Source organism: Arthrobacter sp. 18067 (assembly GCF_902706295.1).
GTDB lineage: Bacteria > Actinomycetota > Actinomycetes > Actinomycetales > Micrococcaceae > Arthrobacter.
This window is the reverse complement of record NZ_CACSJJ010000011.1, coordinates 88734-105696: the sequence shown is the minus strand read 5'-3', so window position 1 is coordinate 105696 and position 16963 is coordinate 88734. Positions and strand designations below refer to the sequence as shown.

15 protein-coding genes and 1 riboswitch are annotated in these 16963 nt (G+C 63.1%); of the genes, 6 read left to right on the top strand and 9 right to left on the bottom strand.

Annotated elements, in window-relative coordinates:
- Window positions 1–14: 14 nt before the first annotated feature.
- The 5 genes from GVL04_RS12555 to GVL04_RS12535 form a co-directional block, all read right to left on the bottom strand.
- Window positions 15–770: a MerR family transcriptional regulator gene (locus tag GVL04_RS12555; RefSeq protein WP_235036271.1), complete on the bottom strand. Its 756-nt coding sequence runs from the start codon at window positions 768–770 to the stop codon at window positions 15–17.
- Window positions 771–788: 18 nt separating this feature from the next.
- Window positions 789–2039: a dolichyl-phosphate beta-glucosyltransferase gene (locus GVL04_RS12550; RefSeq protein WP_159704786.1), complete on the bottom strand. Its 1251-nt coding sequence runs from the start codon at window positions 2037–2039 to the stop codon at window positions 789–791.
- A gap of 169 nt (window positions 2040–2208) precedes the next feature.
- Window positions 2209–3051 (bottom strand): hypothetical protein, encoded by an 843-nt coding sequence (locus GVL04_RS12545; protein ID WP_159704783.1) that lies wholly within the window; start codon window positions 3049–3051, stop codon window positions 2209–2211.
- 3 nt (window positions 3052–3054) lie between these two features.
- Window positions 3055–3240, bottom strand: a riboswitch (cyclic di-AMP (ydaO/yuaA leader).
- Window positions 3241–3349: 109 nt separating this feature from the next.
- Complete coding sequence (locus GVL04_RS12540) at window positions 3350–4840, bottom strand: HAMP domain-containing sensor histidine kinase (RefSeq protein ID WP_159704780.1); 1491 nt, start codon at window positions 4838–4840, stop codon at window positions 3350–3352.
- 3 nt (window positions 4841–4843) lie between these two features.
- Complete coding sequence (locus tag GVL04_RS12535; RefSeq protein ID WP_159704777.1) at window positions 4844–5584, bottom strand: response regulator transcription factor; 741 nt, start codon at window positions 5582–5584, stop codon at window positions 4844–4846.
- A 203-nt stretch (window positions 5585–5787) separates the two neighbouring features.
- On the opposite strand from GVL04_RS12535, the gene GVL04_RS12530 reads away from it, so the two are divergent.
- The 3 genes from GVL04_RS12530 to GVL04_RS12520 all read left to right on the top strand — a co-directional run bounded on the left by GVL04_RS12530 (window position 5788) and on the right by GVL04_RS12520 (window position 8734).
- The gene (locus GVL04_RS12530; RefSeq protein ID WP_159704774.1) at window positions 5788–6642 is read left to right on the top strand and encodes a hypothetical protein; all 855 of its coding nucleotides are present in this window, start codon (window positions 5788–5790) and stop codon (window positions 6640–6642) included.
- A 553-nt stretch (window positions 6643–7195) separates the two neighbouring features.
- On the top strand, window positions 7196–8062 hold the full coding sequence (locus GVL04_RS12525; RefSeq protein ID WP_159704771.1) for a winged helix-turn-helix domain-containing protein: 867 nt from the start codon (window positions 7196–7198) through the stop codon (window positions 8060–8062).
- Between the two features lie 147 nt (window positions 8063–8209).
- Window positions 8210–8734, top strand: a complete 525-nt coding sequence (locus GVL04_RS12520; protein ID WP_159704768.1) for a histidine phosphatase family protein — start codon at window positions 8210–8212, stop codon at window positions 8732–8734.
- 26 nt (window positions 8735–8760) lie between these two features.
- Here the strand turns inward: GVL04_RS12520 and GVL04_RS12515 are convergent, their stop codons facing one another.
- Both GVL04_RS12515 and GVL04_RS12510 read right to left on the bottom strand, forming a co-directional pair.
- On the bottom strand, window positions 8761–9084 hold the full coding sequence (locus GVL04_RS12515) for a hypothetical protein (protein ID WP_235036267.1): 324 nt from the start codon (window positions 9082–9084) through the stop codon (window positions 8761–8763).
- Window positions 9085–9200: 116 nt separating this feature from the next.
- The gene (locus tag GVL04_RS12510; RefSeq protein ID WP_159704765.1) at window positions 9201–10103 is read right to left on the bottom strand and encodes a LysR family transcriptional regulator; all 903 of its coding nucleotides are present in this window, start codon (window positions 10101–10103) and stop codon (window positions 9201–9203) included.
- Between the two features lie 72 nt (window positions 10104–10175).
- Here GVL04_RS12510 and GVL04_RS12505 point away from each other — a divergent pair, with 72 nt between their 5' ends.
- Window positions 10176–11090, top strand: coding sequence for an EamA family transporter (locus tag GVL04_RS12505; protein ID WP_200846835.1), 915 nt, complete (start codon window positions 10176–10178; stop codon window positions 11088–11090).
- 54 nt (window positions 11091–11144) lie between these two features.
- Here GVL04_RS12505 and GVL04_RS12500 read toward each other — a convergent pair whose 3' ends face one another.
- Together GVL04_RS12500 and GVL04_RS12495 are read right to left on the bottom strand one after the other, a co-directional pair.
- Window positions 11145–12623, bottom strand: coding sequence for a gamma-aminobutyraldehyde dehydrogenase (locus tag GVL04_RS12500; RefSeq protein WP_159704762.1), 1479 nt, complete (start codon window positions 12621–12623; stop codon window positions 11145–11147).
- A 112-nt stretch (window positions 12624–12735) separates the two neighbouring features.
- Entirely contained in the window at window positions 12736–13413 is a 678-nt protein-coding gene (locus tag GVL04_RS12495; protein ID WP_235036266.1) for a TetR/AcrR family transcriptional regulator, read from the bottom strand.
- 179 nt (window positions 13414–13592) lie between these two features.
- Between GVL04_RS12495 and GVL04_RS12490 the strand changes: the two genes are divergently transcribed.
- On the top strand, window positions 13593–15281 hold the full coding sequence (locus tag GVL04_RS12490; RefSeq protein WP_159704756.1) for an amidohydrolase: 1689 nt from the start codon (window positions 13593–13595) through the stop codon (window positions 15279–15281).
- Window positions 15278–16963 carry an ABC transporter substrate-binding protein gene (locus tag GVL04_RS12485; protein ID WP_159704753.1) on the top strand — a complete coding sequence of 562 codons (1686 nt, stop codon included), beginning with the start codon at window positions 15278–15280 and terminating at the stop codon, window positions 16961–16963. Before GVL04_RS12490 ends, GVL04_RS12485 begins: the two co-directional genes overlap by 4 nt.

The following is a 16963-nucleotide window of genomic DNA, read 5'->3' as shown; positions in this document are numbered from 1 at the left end:
AACTGCCGCAGGACCTACTGCGCCCTTGCCCTCTGAAGGTAGGCCATCAATCGAGCCAAGTCATCGGCACCCCAGGGAAGGTCCGCACTGATAGCTTGGCTGTTCTCCTGCCAGGCGCCCCGGGCTGCGGCCTTGGTGTCCTCGCCCGAATGGAACATTTCCCCGATCCCGTCCCAGGAGTGAACCCAGTCCTGCACAGCCGGATCCGTCACGGAAGTGCCGGCGCGAACATGTTCCAAGCCTTCCTCAACCAACGTTGCCCATTGATGTTTTGCGGCCTCAATCTTTTCAGAGCCCAGTTCCTGGCGCTTGTCTGCAAGCTGCTGACGCTGTTCCGGCGTGAAGTGTTTTTCGAACACTGTGATCATCTCCAAGGTCGACATGAATTGTTCGGCGGTTGGCATGGCTGGAGTGTCCAGGCGGTCCAGAAGCTTGCCCAGTTGGATTTGAAGGGCGTGGACTTGTTGGGCGTGCTGCTGAACATGCCGCAGTTGCCGGTCCAGCAGGACGCGCATGGATGCCAGATCATCGTCCTGGGGCATGTCCAGCACTGCCGTGATGGAAGCGAGCGGAATCCCGAGCATATGGAGTGCCCTGATCCGATACAGCCGGCGAAGATCGCCCTCCCCGTACCAGCGATGACCGGAAGGCGTGCGACCGCTCGCGGACAGGAGGCCGATCTCGTCGTAATGATGGAGCGTCCTGACACTGACTCCGCAGGCCTTGGCGAGCTCGCCGATGCTCCACTGTCCGCTTTCCGCTGTTCCCATGGAAACCACGCTAAATCCTCACGCCACGTCAGGTGCAAGTCTCTTTTGACCAACCATAGATCTGCCGATCTGTGCGGCGAGCGAGGCACCAGCCAGCACTGCCCCCTCAAGCCAGCGATCCGGCGTCGTTATCACCGGCAGCAACGCAAGCGTGGCAGAACTCAGCAGCAGCGTGAGGAAGAGTGTCAGCGGTCCTTGGAACCGCAGGCCGGTGGCCCCCGACGTGAAAACAAGGGCGATGAGGTTTGCCGTCAGGGGGTCCAGGAAGCCGCGGACCAGCAGGAAGACCACGGCATAGACCGACGTCCAGGCCAACGCCCTGAGCACGCTCTTGGGAATGCCGGCCTGCGGCGCTGGAGGTGTCCGGCCGATTTCCTGGCGAAGCTGGGTGAAAGGAACGGACCCGCGGCCAAGGTCGCGGGTCAGGCGCGCCATGCCGCGCAAGTCGGCGAGGGCGGTACGTACGACGTCGACACTCGAGGTGGGGTCGTCGGTCCAGTCGACGGGGACTTCATGAACGCGCAAACCACAACGTTCGGCGATAACCAGAAGTTCGGTGTCGAAGAACCAGCCATCGTCCTTGGTGTAGGGAAGGAGGCGGTGCGCAACGTCCGCGCGGACGGCCTTGAACCCGCACTGGGCATCGGAAAAGCGGGCCCCCAGGACGGCCTGCAGCAAGGAGTTGTAGCTGCGGGAGATGAACCTGCGCTGCGGACTGCGGGTCACGTGCGAGGTCCGTGCCAGCCGCGTGCCGATCGCGAGGTCCGAATGGCCTGACAGCAGCGGTGCAAGGAGAGGAGCCAGGGCGGACAGGTCCGTGGACAGGTCCGCTTCCATGTAGGCGAGCACTGGTGACGGTGAGGACAGCCAGACTTGGCGGAGGGCGTTTCCCCGCCCCCTTTGTTGGAATCGGACCACCATCAGTTCAGGGAGTTCGCGGGCCAGCCGTTCGGCGATCCTCAGGGTGTTGTCGGAGCTGGAGTTGTCCGCCACGGTGATCCGGAAGGTATGGGGAAAGGAATCCGTGAGGTGCCTGTGCAGCTGGCGCAGGTTCTGCTCCAGGCGGGCTTCCTCGTTGAACACTGGGATGGTGATGTCGAGGACGGGTACGGCAACTCGGGTGTCAACGGGAGAGCGCCGAGGCAGCTGCCGGCTCTCCGGCCTTCCTTGCGGGAGTAGATGCTGGCCAGCGGGCAATGCCGCGCCAGCGAAGCCCGCGGAATGGACCCGTCGTGGCAAAGCGCTGGTGGCTGGATCGGTGAGCGTCATGCTTCCAGCATGGGTCCGCCGATTATGAGGGCTTTAGGCGGAAGCTGTGACCCCACTGTGAACCCCGAAGGGCAGCTGTGAAACGAGAAAACCGCGCCGGTTCCCGCCGCTCGCCCCAGTGGGTACTGGTGCGAGCGGCGGCAACCGGCGCGGTATCAAGCAGTCTGGTTTAGTACCAGTTGTTGGCCAAGTGGAAGCCCAGGGCAGCCGACGGGGATCCGTAGCGTTCCTTGATGTAGTTCAAGCCCCACTTGATCTGGGTCTGGTAGTTGGTCTGCCAGTCAGCACCGGCTGTTGCCATCTTGGAGGCAGGCAGGGACTGGACGATTCCGTAGGCGCCGCTGGAAGCGTTGGTGGCAGTGGTCTTCCAGTTGGATTCCTTCTCCCACAGCGTGTTCAGGGCCGTCATCTCGCTGGCGCTCCAGCCGTAGTTGCCCAGGATGCTGGCGGCATAGGCCTTGGCGGCGGCGGGATCGTCCACAGCTTTCGGAGCTGCAGCAGCAGCGGCAGCTTCGGCAGCGGCAGCGGCCGCAGCGGCATCAGCAGCCTGCTTGGCGGCAGCATCAGCAGCGGCCTTCTCAGCTGCGGCTTGGTCAGCGGCAGCCTTTTCGGCAGCGGCCTTCTCTGCTGCGGCTTGGTCAGCGGCAGCCTTTTCGACGGCAGCCTTCTCAGCAGCCACCTTGTCCGCTGCAGCCCTGTCAGCGGCGCCCTTTGCGGCGGCTGCATCCAGGGAAGCGGAGATCTCGGCTGACTTGTTATTGCTGACCTGGGCGTTCGCCTGGGTTTCGGCCACACGGCTCACCTCGGGGAGGGTCAGAGCGGCGTTGGCAGCAGTGCCGAGCGATGCAACGCCCAGTGCAGCAGCTACAACACCGGCAACAACCGACATGCGGTGGCCGGACTTACCCTGACGGGCGGCGTTCTTGAGGACAGCCTGCGACTTGGTCAACGGTGCGTTGTGTTCGTCGCGGTGACGCGCGGAAGGGCGCGTCTGATCGTTAAATTCAGACATGTGTGATTACCTCTCAGCGCCTGCGGAGTTAGCTGTCGGGTTCGGATGAGGTCATCCGGCCGCGCATCACGCTGCGGCTTCACCCCAAGGGCCGGCAAAATGCCTGGGCCCGGAGACTCTGGGTCCCCCGTCTCTGCCTCGGAGAAAGAACGGACTCCGGGAAGTGGCAGAGCTCGGCGCATCCCGGATGTGGGCCTGCTAGGGGCGACCCACCCTTTCGACGGTACAGGAGGAATCTGCAGAAGTCACATTTAGGTAACAGAGATCACGAAGCCGGTGAGTCGACTTGCCGGATTCGTTACACGCGTTCGGTGCTGACGGTAGGGAGCCGAAGGGCGAACTCGGTGCGCCCCGGACGCGACGTCACCTCAACGCTGCCGCCGTGCGCTTCCACGATGGATTCAACGATGGACAGGCCCAGTCCAGACGTGCCCTCAGACCCCGATCTCGCAGCGTCGGCCCGGGCAAACCGGGAGAAGATCCGGCCTTGGAAATCCTGTGGAATTCCTGGGCCGTTGTCCGTCACGGTCACCACTGCACTGCCATCGGCGGAGAGCATGACCCCGGTGACCACGGTGGTGCCGGCGTCTGTGTGTTTGCGTGCGTTGGACAGCAGGTTGGCCAGCACCTGATGCAGTTGCGTGGTGTCACCGCGGACCGTGACGGGCTCATCAGGGAGCTGAAGTTGCCAGATGTGGTCCGGAGCCATGACTTTTTCATCACTGACCGTTTCGATGACTAATTGCGTGAGGTCCACGTCCGTAACCTTGATGGGCTGGCCTTCGTCCAGTCTGGCCAACAGCAGGAGATCCTCCACCAAGGTGGTCATGCGTTCGGATTGGCTTTGGACGCGAGCCAAGGATTTCCGGCCGTCGTCGGTGAAATTCTCGGTCATCCTCAGCAGTTCGGTGTAGCCGCGGATGGCTGTGAGCGGGGTCCGGAGTTCGTGCGACGCATCAGCGACGAACTGGCGAACCTTGGTTTCGCTCTCCTGCCGTGCTTCGAGCGCGCTGGAGACGTTGTTCAGCATCTGGTTCAGGGCATGGCCAACACTGCCGACCTCCGTTCCGGGATGAGCGGCCGACGGCGGTACGCGCACCGCGAGCGCCACCTCACCGGCGTCGAGGGGCAGGCGCGAAACCTTTGTGGCCACCTCCGAGAGCTGTTCCAACGGCCGCATGGTGCGGCGGATGATGACCGTGCCCGCAAGGCCGATGAGCACCAGTCCGCCAAGCGAAACCAGCACCATGGTCCAGACCAGCGAGGCCTCAGCGCTCTGCTTGTCCGCAAGAGGCAGCCCAGTCACGATCACATCGCCATTGGTCTCGACGGCTACCAACCGATAGTCGCCGTTGGAGAGCGAACGGTCTACAGGGCGGTTGTCCTTGGGGAGGGACAGCAACACTTGCTCGTCGTCTGCGGAGAGCGACACCCGGTTGCCCTTGGCATCGATCAGGCCCGAGCTGCTCACAATGGAGCCGTTGATCCGGGCGTTCAGCGTCCCCGCGGCCTGCCCGCGAGCCTCCAGCGGGTCAGGCCGTCCGGATCCAGGAAAGTTCGACGGCGGCCTGCCGAAGTTGTTGGCGCGGCTGGACGCCTGCTCCAGTTGGCTGTCGAGCTGCTTGTTGAACACCATGTCCATGGAGGCGTAGCTAACCACGCCAACTGCCCCGCAAATGGCGACCAGCAGTGCCATGGCCACCAGGACCAACCGGGTGCGCAGGTGCCACGTGGACGGGTTGAGCCAGCTGCGGCCTGACTTCCTGGCCACTCCTGAAAGTGTGCTCAAGGCCTAGTCCGCTGGCTTGATGACGTATCCGGCACCACGGATGGTGTGGATCATCGGAGGATGGTTGGCTTCGATTTTCTTGCGCAGATAGGAAATGTAGAGCTCCACGATGTTGGCCTGGCCGCCGAAATCGTAGTCCCACACCCGGTCCAGGATCTGGGCTTTGCTGACCACCCGTTTGGGGTTCTCCATGAGGTAGCGCAGAAGCTCAAACTGGGTGGCTGTGAGCGGGATGTCCTCGCCGCCACGGGTGACTTCGCGCGTGTCTACGTTCAGGGTGAGGTCACCCACCACCAGCTCGGCGGTGTCCATGGCGGCGACGCCGGAACGCTGGACCAAGCGGTGGAGGCGCAGAAGGACTTCCTCCATGCTGAACGGCTTGGTGACGTAGTCGTCACCGCCGGCAGCCAGTCCAACGATCCGGTCCTGCACGGCGTCCTTGGCGGTGAGGAAGAGCGCGGGAACTTCGGGGGCGAAAGCGCGGATGCGGTTGAGGACCTCCACGCCGTCGAATCCGGGCAGCATGACGTCAAGGACCAGGACATCGGGCCGGAAATCCTTTGCCAGCTTCACAGCTTCAGGACCGTCGCCGGCAACGGCTACGGACCAACCTGCCATGCGAAGGCCCATGCTCATGAGCTCGGCGAGACTGGGTTCGTCATCCACCACCAAGGCGCGGATCGGGGAGCCGTCCGGGTGGGACAGCTGGGGAAGGTTGTTGGTCATGGAGTGCGAGGAGGCCATGGGACAACTCTCCGTTCTGCTGGTTTGCCAGCGCTTTGCCCGTCCTGTGAGGACGCTGTGAAGTCAACACTAGCGAGGTGGGAGTCCGGAAACACGCGTATCCACAGGTCACAGCAGCCACCTCTCCTCAACACAGCCCCCGCACAGCAAGGCCACTGACGCTGGGGGTCGTACGCAGTCAAACATCATCAACGGAGAAGACCATGAACGAGCAAAACCGACCCCCGTTGCCTCAAGGCGCTCCTCTTGCCGGCAACGCACCCGAACCGGCGCAGCCTGCACCCGAACCGGCGGCGCAGAAGACCGCAGCAAGTGGTGGCTCATCGTGGGCTTGGTCTGAGCCGGAGGATGCAGGCCCTCAAGGGCTTGGCTCCCAGGGGTGGGGCAACAAGCAGGCGGGCCAGCCGAAAAGCGGCCTTCCGGGTGGCTGGACCATGAAGCGGACCTTGATCGTCGCTGGCGTGGCTGTAGTGGTCGCTGCCGGAACAGCCGCGGGGTTCTACGCACTCGGCGGTGCGGGTTCAGCGGACGCCGCCAACGTGCCGCTGGGTCAGGGCGGGACCAGCGGACTCGGTGGGCAACAGGAACAAGTGGTGCCCGGACAGGGCGGCCTCGGCCAGGCGGCACCGGGCCAGATGGGCGGAAATATGGGTCCCGATGGACTCGGCATGGCCGGTGGGCTCAATGGGGCCATCCACTCGGAGTATGTGGTGCTTCGGGAAGAGGACTACGTGACTATGGCGGACCAGCAAGGCACCGTCAGCGAGGTCACGACGAACTCCTTGACCGTCAAGAGCGAAGACGGCTTTACGAGGACCTACGTACTCAGCGACGATACGACGGTGGCGCAGGGAACCAGGCAGCGCGGGAGTGCCACCAGCACCCTCACCTTGTCTGACGTGACCGTGGGCTCAACTGTTCGGGTCACTGCCAGTAAGGACGGAAACAGCTACTCAGCGGCATCCATTCGACTGGCGGCTTCCGGGCAGGGCGCGACGTCAGGGCAGGGTACTGGTTCCGGGCAGGGGTCAACATCAGGCCTGGGTACCTCGTCCTGAGACGAAACAGGCTGTTTCTACAGCTTGTAGCAGATTTTCCCTCAAAAATTGCCGAACGGGGCGACCGGCGATTGGACAACAATTGTTTCAGATCGTGAGATTCCGCCGCTGGGTGCTTCACGGGAACCGCGGTGCACATCATGCCTGATTTGCCGAAGAAAATTCACTGGATTGCGAATATTTCTTGTTCCAACCGAATGAAATGGCGTTCATTTATCAGGACAACTGAATTGTGATTTGCAGCACAATAGACCTCTGTGTCTCAAAATGTGGACGGTTCTGCGCTTTGTTACTTGCGTGTTGCCATTGTTACGTTGCACACTTCCAATGTGAACAAGAACTCAACAGCACCTGCAGCCGCAGCAACCTGGCCCAGCACACCCGCTGGCCATGATGACCGCTGTTGTCGAATGCAAGCCTAACTTTCCACCCCAAGAAGTTTCAGGCATTCGCCCCCTAGCCCAGCGTTGGGCGCCCCTCCCCAAACTCATTGCGGGGACAACCAGCATTCGAAGCCGCGATGACGGCTATTCACTTTTGAGGTAAGCACTCCATGTCAGTTGCATCTGGATACGTCCACATCTCCGTCCGTAACGCCAACAAGGCAGCGTCAAACGCAGGGCTGCGCCCCGGCTTCGGCAACCGACCGGGCTACGCCCCCGCCCCCCAGGGCGCAGGGCAACAGGCTCCCGGTTACGTTCCGCAGGGCTACAACCCCAACTCCTATGGTCAGTTGCGCGCAGTCCCCACAAGCGAGCCGGCACCCATGACGGCCCCCACTCCGGTGATTGCGCAGTCCGACAGGCTGCGCCCCGTTGCCAATGACAACGTGGCCCGCGGCTTCGTGCTCTACATGGGCATCGACGAAGACACCGCAGCGGCTGCCGGGACGTCCATTGCCAAGCTTGCCCAGGAAATCCGCGCCTACGCCCAGTCTTTGGTAACCGGTGCTGAGAGCTACGCTGCCGTCGCGGTCGCCCCCGCCGGCGCACCCGGGTCAGCACTCGACGTCGTGCGTTCCACCTTCGGCGACCCCACCGTGGCCTCCCGCCAGCGAGCAGAAGCTGCCCGCCCCGCGCCGCAGCAGGAAGCCCGCCCCTCCGGCGTGCTGATCGACCTCGCCCGCCGTGAAGTGCACCTCGACGGCGAATCGCTGAACCTTACGTTCAAGGAATTCGAGCTCCTCAACTACCTCGTCGAAAACGGGACCCGCACCGTGGGCCGCGACGAACTCCTCGAGGGCCTGTGGCGCAACGCCGAAGAGGTACCCAACGAGCGCACCATCGACGTCCACATCCGCCGCCTCCGCTCCAAGCTCGGCCGCCTCGCCAACACCGTCCGCACGGTTCGCGGCCAGGGCTACCGCTTCTACGAGCACCCCGAAGTTATCGTTTGGGCCGCTCCGGAATACTCGATCTAGCAAAGCTCAAAGGCGCCCGTCTCCGGTCAGGAGGCGGGCGCCTTCGCGTTCGCGCAACTCCGTATAGCCCCACTGCGCCGCAGCGCCGTCACCATGTCGGAACTGCCCTCCCCGGCTGAGGGGGTTAGTGGCGGATAGGGTTGGTCTATGAGCGACCATCACATCAAACGGCTGGTGATCATGCGCCATGCCAAGGCCGATTGGCCCATGGGCGTGCCTGATCATGAGCGGCCCCTTGAAGAGCGCGGGCATCGGGAGGCTCCGCTCGCGGGCAAATGGTTGCTCAAACATGGCGTGGTGCCGGACTTCATTCTGTGCTCGTCTGCACTGAGGACCCGCCAGACCTGCACCTGGGTCTGTGACGAGCTGGGTGACAAAGCGCCGACGCCGAAACTCGAGGATGGCTTGTATGCCGCTTCCGCGAATCGCATGCTGACGGTCATCAACCATGTTCCCGACACCGTGACCACGCTGATGGTCATCTCGCACATGCCCGGCGTCCAGGACCTCGCCATGCATTTGGCTTCGCGCGATTCGGACCACGATGCTTATATGGATGCCGCTACCCGCTACCCAACGAGTGCGTTGACGGTAATGGAAACGGAGAAATCCTGGGCTGAGTTGGATGGGCAGGATGCGCGGCTGACGCTTTTCACGGTGCCGCATCACTAGGATCCGGCCACTAATCGGGCTGGCTATTACGAGTTGCTGGGGTCCCCGTAGGCTAGCTGCGGCATGCACATGCAGCGGATTTCGAAGACTGGCAGGCCTGCAGCTTCTTCGCCGTGTCCCGTCGCGATGAGGTATTCGCCGTCGAACATGTACACCGGCAACTGTGGCGCCATGTATTCGTTGTAGCGGCTGGGATAGACCCACTGCCCGCGGATGTCGAAGGCCGGAAGTGCGTACGGATCCCGCCTGTTATGGGCGCTCGGATAGAGTCCGTCGTCGATCATGATGTAACTGACCAGGCCATAGGTGTGATGGTGGTTCATGTCCGTGGGAAAGAGGATTGCTTCCACAGTTGGGCCCCTTCAAGAATTCGACAGGCTGCACTCCGGGCGGCGCAGCTAGCTAGGTAAGGTTAGCCTAAGCTAACCGCCGGCTTGGCGTCGAATGTTCCAGTGTGTGACGTTGATCAACCCTGCGGGAGGGGTAGCCCGGAGGCCACCTCGCGCAGCATGCGCACTGCCTGCCGGATGTTGGGGCTGGCAGTCATCGTTTTGCGGTAGACCACGCCCACCGAACGCTGCTGAACTGGGTTGATGACAGGAATGGCGACGACATCCGGCGGCAGGAGCGGCCTGCCGAGCCGTGGCACCAGGGCTACGGCCACAGCCTGCTCCACCATCGCGATATGGGTGGAGAAATCGGGATCGTAGACGCGGATGTCCGGAACCCGCCCCAATCCCGCGAAGATCTGAAGCAAAGCCTCGTTGCAGATGGCACCCGTTGGGGTGCTGAGTAGGTCTTCACGCTCGACGGCGGTGCGTGACGCTAGTGCGTGGGCACGGTTGACGAGGACATCGGCTTGGTCGATGCAGAGATCCTCGTGCACCAGGTTCTCCGGGATCACCAATGGGACGGAGTTCCAGTTATGGACTACCGCCAGTTCCGCTTCGCCGGACGCTACCCTTTGGACGGCTTCGCGGGGGTCCTCTGCCAGCACGGTAACTTCCAATGCAGAGTGGGCGGCCGCCATGCGCCCGAGCATGGGTCCCACCAAGCCCCGGCATGCTGTGGAGAAGGCCACCAGCCTTAGCAGGCCGGAAGGTTTTGCAGGATCGGCAAGCAAGGTGGCCTGCAGTTCTTCCAACTCGCCCATGATGCGCCGGCCGTAACCGGCCAACGCCAGCCCGCGCTCCGTGAGGAGGACTCCACGGCCGTTGCGCTCGAGCACCGTAACGCCGGTTTGTTTTTCCAGTTTCTTGATCTGTTGCGAAACGGCGGACGGGCTGTAGCCCATCACGTCGGAAGCGGCCACCACCGATCCGTGCTGTTCCACTGCCACGAGAGCCCTCAAAGCTGAAATGTCGATCATGAAGCAAATCTACGCGGTTCCATAATGAAATCAACGCTGGTGCTTCAAGGTGAAGGGCGTCAGAGTGTACTTGTGAACCTTCGCCACTCTGCCCTCGCCGTCCTGGTTGCCGTCCTGTGGGGCATCAATTTCGTTGCCATCGACCTAGGCCTGCACGCGAACGGCCGGGAAGTGCCTCCGCTGCTCTTCGTTGCCATGCGCTTCTTGTTGGTCGTCTTTCCCTTCATCCTGTTCATCCGCAAACCGGACGTGAGCTGGAAGGCGATTGTCGGCGTCGGGCTCTTCATGAGCGCCGGCCAATTTGGGCTCTTGTACCTGGGGATGGCTCTCGGGATGCCGGCTGGCCTGGCGTCGCTGGTTCTCCAGGCTCAGGTGCTGTTCACCATCCTGCTCGCAGCGAGGTTCTTGGGCGAGCGGCCCAGCCGGCGCCAAATGGCCGGCGTAGTGCTGGGCATTGCGGGCCTGGGGGTGGTGGCGTTGGGGCGAAGCGCTGTGGCGCCGGTCCTCCCGCTGATGATCGTCCTGGCCGCGGCCTTGTCCTGGGCTGTGGGCAATGTGGTGGCCCGGCATTCAAAGGCAGCCTCCGGACTGGGCCTGGTGGTGTGGTCCGGCGCGGTGGTGCCGCTTCCATTGGCGGGATTGTCGCTGGCGGTGGATGGGCCGGCCGCGGTCTGGGCAACGATCACCGACCTTCAACCAGCCACCATCCTGAGTGCGATCTACACCGCAGTATTTGCGTCGTTGGTGGGGTACGGCATCTGGAACCGGCTGTTGTCGCTGTACCCAAGCTCCGACGTCGTGCCTTTCACTCTGTTGGTCCCGGTGGTTGGCATGACGGCGGCCTGGCTGGTCCTGAACGAGATTCCCACCGTCGCCGAGATCATGGGTGGACTGATCCTGCTCCTGGGCGTTGCCACGGCAGTGCTTGGAGCTGGACGCAAAAACCGTCCGGAAGTGACCGTTGCGGGGCCCGCTCTGCGGCTCTAGATCCCGCGGAGCCGCGCAGAGCGGGCCCCGCAAAGGGGCGCCACAAGAGCGGAGTCAGCGGAGGTTGAAGATGGTCCGGTGCCAGTCCTTCTCCGTGGCGCCCTCCAGTTCGAACATCACATGCTTGACCTGGGTGTACTCCTCGAAGGAGTACGCGGACATGTCCTTGCCGAAGCCGGACTGCTTGAAGCCGCCGTGGGGCATCTCGGAGATGATCGGTATGTGGTCGTTGACCCAGACGCAGCCTGCCTTGATCTCGCGGGTGGCGCGCAATGCCCGCTGGAGGTTGTTCGTCCAGGCCGACGCGGCCAGTCCATAAACGGTGTCGTTGGCGAGGTGGATCGCCTCGTCATCCGTATCGAAGGGAAGAACCACAAGGACCGGCCCGAAGACTTCATCCTTGACGATCTCCGAGTCCGGCGCCGCGTCCACCACCAGTGTGGGCCGGTAGAAGGCGCCGTTTTCCAGGCCCTTATCCGTCGGAACGTGACCGCCGGCCACCACTTTGCTGTAGCCGCGGGCCCGATCCACCACTGCCGCCACGTGGTCCCGCTGCTTGAAGGAAACCAAAGGGCCAAGGTCCGCATCCTCGTCCCCGGGAATGCCCAGGACGATCCCCTCGAAGCGGGTGGCGACTTTCGCTACGAACTCTTCGTAAACGCTCCTGTGCACGATCGCTCGGGTGGCTGCGGTGCAGTCCTGGCCCGTGTTGATGAGCGAGCCAGCCACTGCGCCATGGACGGAAGCGTCCAGGTCCGCGTCGTCGAACACCACGAAAGGCGCCTTTCCGCCCAACTCGAGATGCACGCGTTTGGCGTTGACGGCAGCAGCTTCCAGGACCGTGCGGCCAACGGCGGTGGAGCCCGTGAAGGAGACCATGTCCACGTCCGGGTGCCGCATGAGTGCAGCACCAACGGTGGCGCCGTCGCCCACCACCACGTTCACCACGCCGTCGGGCAGTCCCGCATCGGTGAGCGCTTGCGCGAACATCAGCGAAGTGAGTGGCGTGATCTCGGCGGGCTTGAGAACAATGGTGTTGCCGGCGGCGATCGCGGGCAGGATCTTCCACGCGGCCATCTGCAGGGGATAGTTCCACGGTGCGATGGACCCCACCACACCAATCGCCTCGCGACGGATGGATGAGGTGTGTTGCGCCGAGTATTCAGCGGTGGCTTTGCCTTCAAGGTGGCGGGCGGCTCCGGAAAAGAAATCGATGTTGCCGATGGTTCCGGGGACGTCGAATTCGCGGGTCAACCGCAGCGGCTTGCCAGTCTGTGAACTCTCCACGCGGGAGAATTCTGCTGACCGCCCTTCCATGATGCGGGCGAACTTCTGCAGGATGCCGGCACGTTCGCCCGGGGCGGTCCGGGACCACGCGGGGAAGGCCGAACGGGCTGCTGCCACCGCTGATTCAAGGTCCGCCAATGAAGCGAGGCTGACGGTTTCCACCAGCTCCGAGGTGGCCGGATTGATGACGTCGAGGCTCTGTCCAGAGGTACCGGATTGCAGTTTTCCGTTGATGAACTGGTGCATGTGGGTGCCGTGCTTTCCCTGCCTGGCGGCGGTGCCAGGGCAGTGCTGAATGAACGACGCCGGAGGTGTCGTTGTGCGGTCGGGGTGGGTTGTGGGGTGGCCTGGCGGCCGGTCAGGCTTGCGTGCTTTCGCGTTCGGCGCTGTCCAGGATGGCTGCAAGGCCGGCCTGGAATGCCTTCAGCGAGTCCAGGTTTTGAAGGGCTCCGTGGTGCTTTTCAAGAAGCGGATGGCCTGTAATTCGGGTGAAAATCCGGGGGTTGAGCCAGGGGTCGTGGCCTTCTGAATCCGGGAGCCGCTGGATTTCCACGGCGATCCCGGCACCGAGGGCCAAGGTGTAGCTTTCCAGGGCTGCGTAGTAGTGCACCACGCGGTCGTCGGCCAGCCCGGCATCGGTCAGGCACTGCAGGACGAACTCGATCGCCTTCAACTCGCCGGGGCCGTAAGTGTCCGTGGCGAATGACTCGCTGCCCAGCGAGGGGTGCTGCATGAAGGCCCTGAGGAGTTCGTCCAGGTACGCCTCAAGCCGGGTGCGCCAATCCTGCTCGCGTGCCACGGCCAGTGTGCGCTCCACTGACATCATGAACAACTTGTCCAGTGCAGCCCTGACGATTGCGTCCCGGTTCCGGAAATGCCGGTAGACGGCTGTCGCGTCCACTTCCAGTTCTTGTCCCAGCCGGCGGACCGTCAACCGGTCACCGAGTTCCTGGCTGGAGATTCGGAGGACGGCGTCAATGATGGCGGCAGGGTCCAGACGGGTGCGGCGGTCCGTCGACTGTGCTGGCTGCACCATCAGTTGTCCGCCTTCCATGCGATCCCGGGTTGGTTATCAACCTACATGATTCATGGTTTCCTCCTCTCGAGGACAAGTCAAAGTCTTTGTCAGCATTGATGTCAACACTGTTGACTTTAGTGTGATCCGGCTCATAGTGTGTCTCGCAGAGTTGAATTTCCCCACGAAAGGACTCGACCGTGCACGCAGAGATTTTGTTTGAGAACGGATGGGTGTACACCGGCAATGACGCCGGACCCAGCCGGGCAAACCTGGCAGTCGCCGATGGCAGGATCATCGCCGTCGGAAGCCCCGAGGACAACCACGTAACCGTCACGCCGGACACCCGCCGGGTGGACCTGCAAGGGCAACTGGTTCTCCCTGGGTTTCAGGATGCCCATATCCACCCCATCTTCGCCGGAATCGAGCTGCTCCAGTGCGACCTGACCGAGGTGGCCAGTGCAGAAGAGGCCGTAGCAGCGGTTGCCCGTTACGCCACAGAAAACCCGGAAGAACCGTGGATCCTGGGCGCCGGGTGGTCCATGGACCTCTTCCCGGGCGGCACTCCGGGACGGGAACTGCTTGATGCCGTCGTTCAGGATCGGCCTGTGTATCTCCAGAACAGGGACCACCACGGAGCATGGGCCAACACGGCGGCGTTCCAGGCCGCCGGGATCACCAAGGACACCCCGGACCCCGCGGGCGGCCGCTTTGAACGTGAAGCGGACGGCACACCGGCAGGCACCGTCCACGAAGGTGCCATGGACCTGTTCAATGCGGTGAAACCGGCCGTGCCTTATGGGCTGGCTTACCAAGGCCTGCTCACCTCCCAGGAGCTGTTGCTGTCCCAGGGCATTACAGCGTGGCAGGACGCCTGGGTTCCCATCCCGGAGGGCGAACATGCCGATCATCTGGAGGTCTACCAGGACGCCGCGAAGGCCGGGGATCTCAAAGTCCGGGTCACGGCTTGCCAGTGGTGGGATAGGACCGCCGGCATGTCCCAGCTGGACGCAATCGTGGAACGCCGGAATAACGTACGCGAAGCATTCGACCCCCTGCAGCTCAACGCCAACACCGTCAAAGTCATGGTGGACGGCGTGGCAGAGAACTACACGGCGGCCATGCACCACGTCTACTTGGACCACCACGGCCACCACACGGAAAACCGTGGCATCGAGTTCTTCGAGCCGGAAGAGCTGAAGGAATTCGTCACCGCGATAGATGCCGCCGGCATGCAGGTGCACTTCCACGCACTCGGCGACCGCGCCGTAACGGACGCCTTGGACGCGGTCCAGGCCGCCCGGGAAGGCAACGGGCCGAATGATCACCGGCACCACCTGGCCCACCTGCAGTTGGTTCGCGGCGAAGACATCCCCCGTTTCGCGGAGCTGGAGGCAGCCGCCAACGCACAGGCGCTGTGGGCCTGCCACGAGGAACAAATGGACACCCTGACCCTCCCGTTCCTGGAACCGGGTGCCGAGGACCGGCACTATCCCTTCGGCGAACTGGCCGCGGCAGGCGCCCGCCTGGTGGCGGGCAGCGACTGGCCGGTCTCCACGGCCGACCCCGTCGCAGCCATCCATGTGGCGGTAAACCGCACAGCTCCCGGCGAGGACCTGCCCCCGCTTGGCCCCGCATCACAAAAGCTCAGCCTCAAGCAGATCGTGGACGCTTACACCCGCGGCACCGCGTGGATCAACCACCTGGACGCCGCAACGGGAACGTTGGAACCGGGGAAGCTGGCCGACCTTGCCGTCCTCGACGTCAATATTTTCGAGCTTCCCGTGGAGGAACTGCACCGGGCAGTGGTGACGCAGACGTGGATCGGGGGCGAGTGCGTCTATGACCGCGCCAACGTCCGCCAGAGCCAGTCCGAGGTGATGCTGTGAAGCCGCAACCAGCGAAAGGAGCCGTAAGGCTCAAACAGCGGACGACGCCGTCGCGCATCACAGCGGTGACGGTCGCCGGCGTCGTGCTCGGCTTGCTCCTGGGCGGCTGCGGCGTGCGGCCCGCCAGCGTGACTGACGCGGCGGGGGGTGCAAAGTACACGTTGTCCGACTCCACGCCGGCCCCCACCAAGGAGATCGACAACTTCACCTGGGCAATGTACGCGGAGCCGTTTTCCCTGGACTACGCCTACGCCTTCGACTACCCGGACAACACGGTCTTGTCCAACGTGTGCGAGTCGTTGTTCCGCTGGAATAAGGACCTCTCAACATCGCCCGGCCTTGCAACGGGAGTCGAGAATCCTGACCCCCTGACCTGGGTGTACACCATCCGGCAGGGCGTGAAGTTCCACGATGGCAGCGAGATGACGGCAGACGATGTGGTCGCCTCCCTCAGCCGCCACATCGATCCGGAAGTGGGCTCATTCTGGGCATCGTCCTACCAAAACGTGGAGTCAATCGAGAAGACCGGCGACTATGAGGTCACCGTCACCACCACGCGCCCGGACTATGTGTTCAACGCTTCCCTGGTTGGCGCCCCAGGTGTGGTGGAGTCCGCCGGAACGCTCGAGGAAACAGGCAAGGACTACGGCAACTCCAAAGCCGGCGTGAACTGCACCGGGCCCTTCCAATTCGAGCAATGGGAAGCGGGGGAGAGCATCACCCTGAAGCGCTTCGACGACTACTGGGACCCGGACCTGAAAGCCAAATCGAAGCAGGTCACGTTCACCATGCTCCCGGACGCCACGTCCCGCATCAACGCGTTCCAGACCGGCGAAATTGACGGTGGCTTCGCGATCCCGTCCAACGCCATCGACATCCTGAAAGCCAGCAAGGACGCCGGGTCCCTGTATTTCGGCAATGACACCTCGGTGCAGAGCATGGTCTTCACCAACCTCGCCGGGACCTTCCAGGACGTCCGGGTCCGCAAGGCGCTCATGATGGCCATCAACCGGGACGCGCTGATCAAGGCCGCAGAGCAGGGGTACGCGAAGAAGACGGACGCATTGACCACCAGGAGCGTATGGAAGGACATCCAGGCCGGGACAGCGGACCAGGCTTTTGACGGCCTACTCTCCACGCCCTACGACGTGGAAGAGGCAAAGAAGCTGGTCAAGGAAGCCGGAGCCGAGGGCAGTAAGTTCGTCTTTGCCACTGCCTCACTGAACGCGGCGTTCGACATCACTGCACGGGCCATTGCGTCCGCGGCCAAGGAGATCGGCTTGGAACCGGAGATCCAGACCATGTCCAACGACAAATACACCACCCTGTTCTCCGACCCCGAGGCCCGCAAGAACGTGGACCTGATGGTGACGTCCTGGTACCTCTCCAGCACCGAACCACTGGAAATGTACAGCGTGCTGCGGACCGGGGACTTCAGCAATTACGGCGGCTGGAGCAACCCGGAATTCGATGACCTGGTGAACTCCGCCTACAGCGTGCAGGACCCTGACGCCCGCGGCAAGCTCACGGGCCAGGCCGCCACGTTGGCCAGCCAGGAGGTGGTGTGGGGGCCGCTCTATGAGACCGTCACCTCCATGTGGCTCAGCAAACGCATTACCGGGGCTGACCCCTCCATCAATTACATGTACTTCCCGTGGGCAGCCCAGATAGGAGGTCGCTGA

What these genes read in the sequence shown, in the direction of transcription:
- GVL04_RS12510 (WP_159704765.1), bottom strand. Translation starts at nt 10,103, where the DNA reads ATGATCGACATTTCAGCTTTGAGGGCTCTCGTGGCAGTGGAACAGCAC.
- GVL04_RS12535 (WP_159704777.1), bottom strand. Translation starts at nt 5,584, where the DNA reads ATGGCCTCCTCGCACTCCATGACCAACAACCTTCCCCAGCTGTCCCAC.
- GVL04_RS12495 (WP_235036266.1), bottom strand. Translation starts at nt 13,413, where the DNA reads ATGGTGCAGCCAGCACAGTCGACGGACCGCCGCACCCGTCTGGACCCT.
- GVL04_RS12545 (WP_159704783.1), bottom strand. Translation starts at nt 3,051, where the DNA reads ATGTCTGAATTTAACGATCAGACGCGCCCTTCCGCGCGTCACCGCGAC.
- GVL04_RS12555 (WP_235036271.1), bottom strand. Translation starts at nt 770, where the DNA reads ATGGGAACAGCGGAAAGCGGACAGTGGAGCATCGGCGAGCTCGCCAAG.
- GVL04_RS12525 (WP_159704771.1), top strand. Translation starts at nt 7,196, where the DNA reads ATGTCAGTTGCATCTGGATACGTCCACATCTCCGTCCGTAACGCCAAC.
- GVL04_RS12500 (WP_159704762.1), bottom strand. Translation starts at nt 12,623, where the DNA reads ATGCACCAGTTCATCAACGGAAAACTGCAATCCGGTACCTCTGGACAG.
- GVL04_RS12530 (WP_159704774.1), top strand. Translation starts at nt 5,788, where the DNA reads ATGAACGAGCAAAACCGACCCCCGTTGCCTCAAGGCGCTCCTCTTGCC.
- GVL04_RS12520 (WP_159704768.1), top strand. Translation starts at nt 8,210, where the DNA reads ATGAGCGACCATCACATCAAACGGCTGGTGATCATGCGCCATGCCAAG.
- GVL04_RS12550 (WP_159704786.1), bottom strand. Translation starts at nt 2,039, where the DNA reads ATGACGCTCACCGATCCAGCCACCAGCGCTTTGCCACGACGGGTCCAT.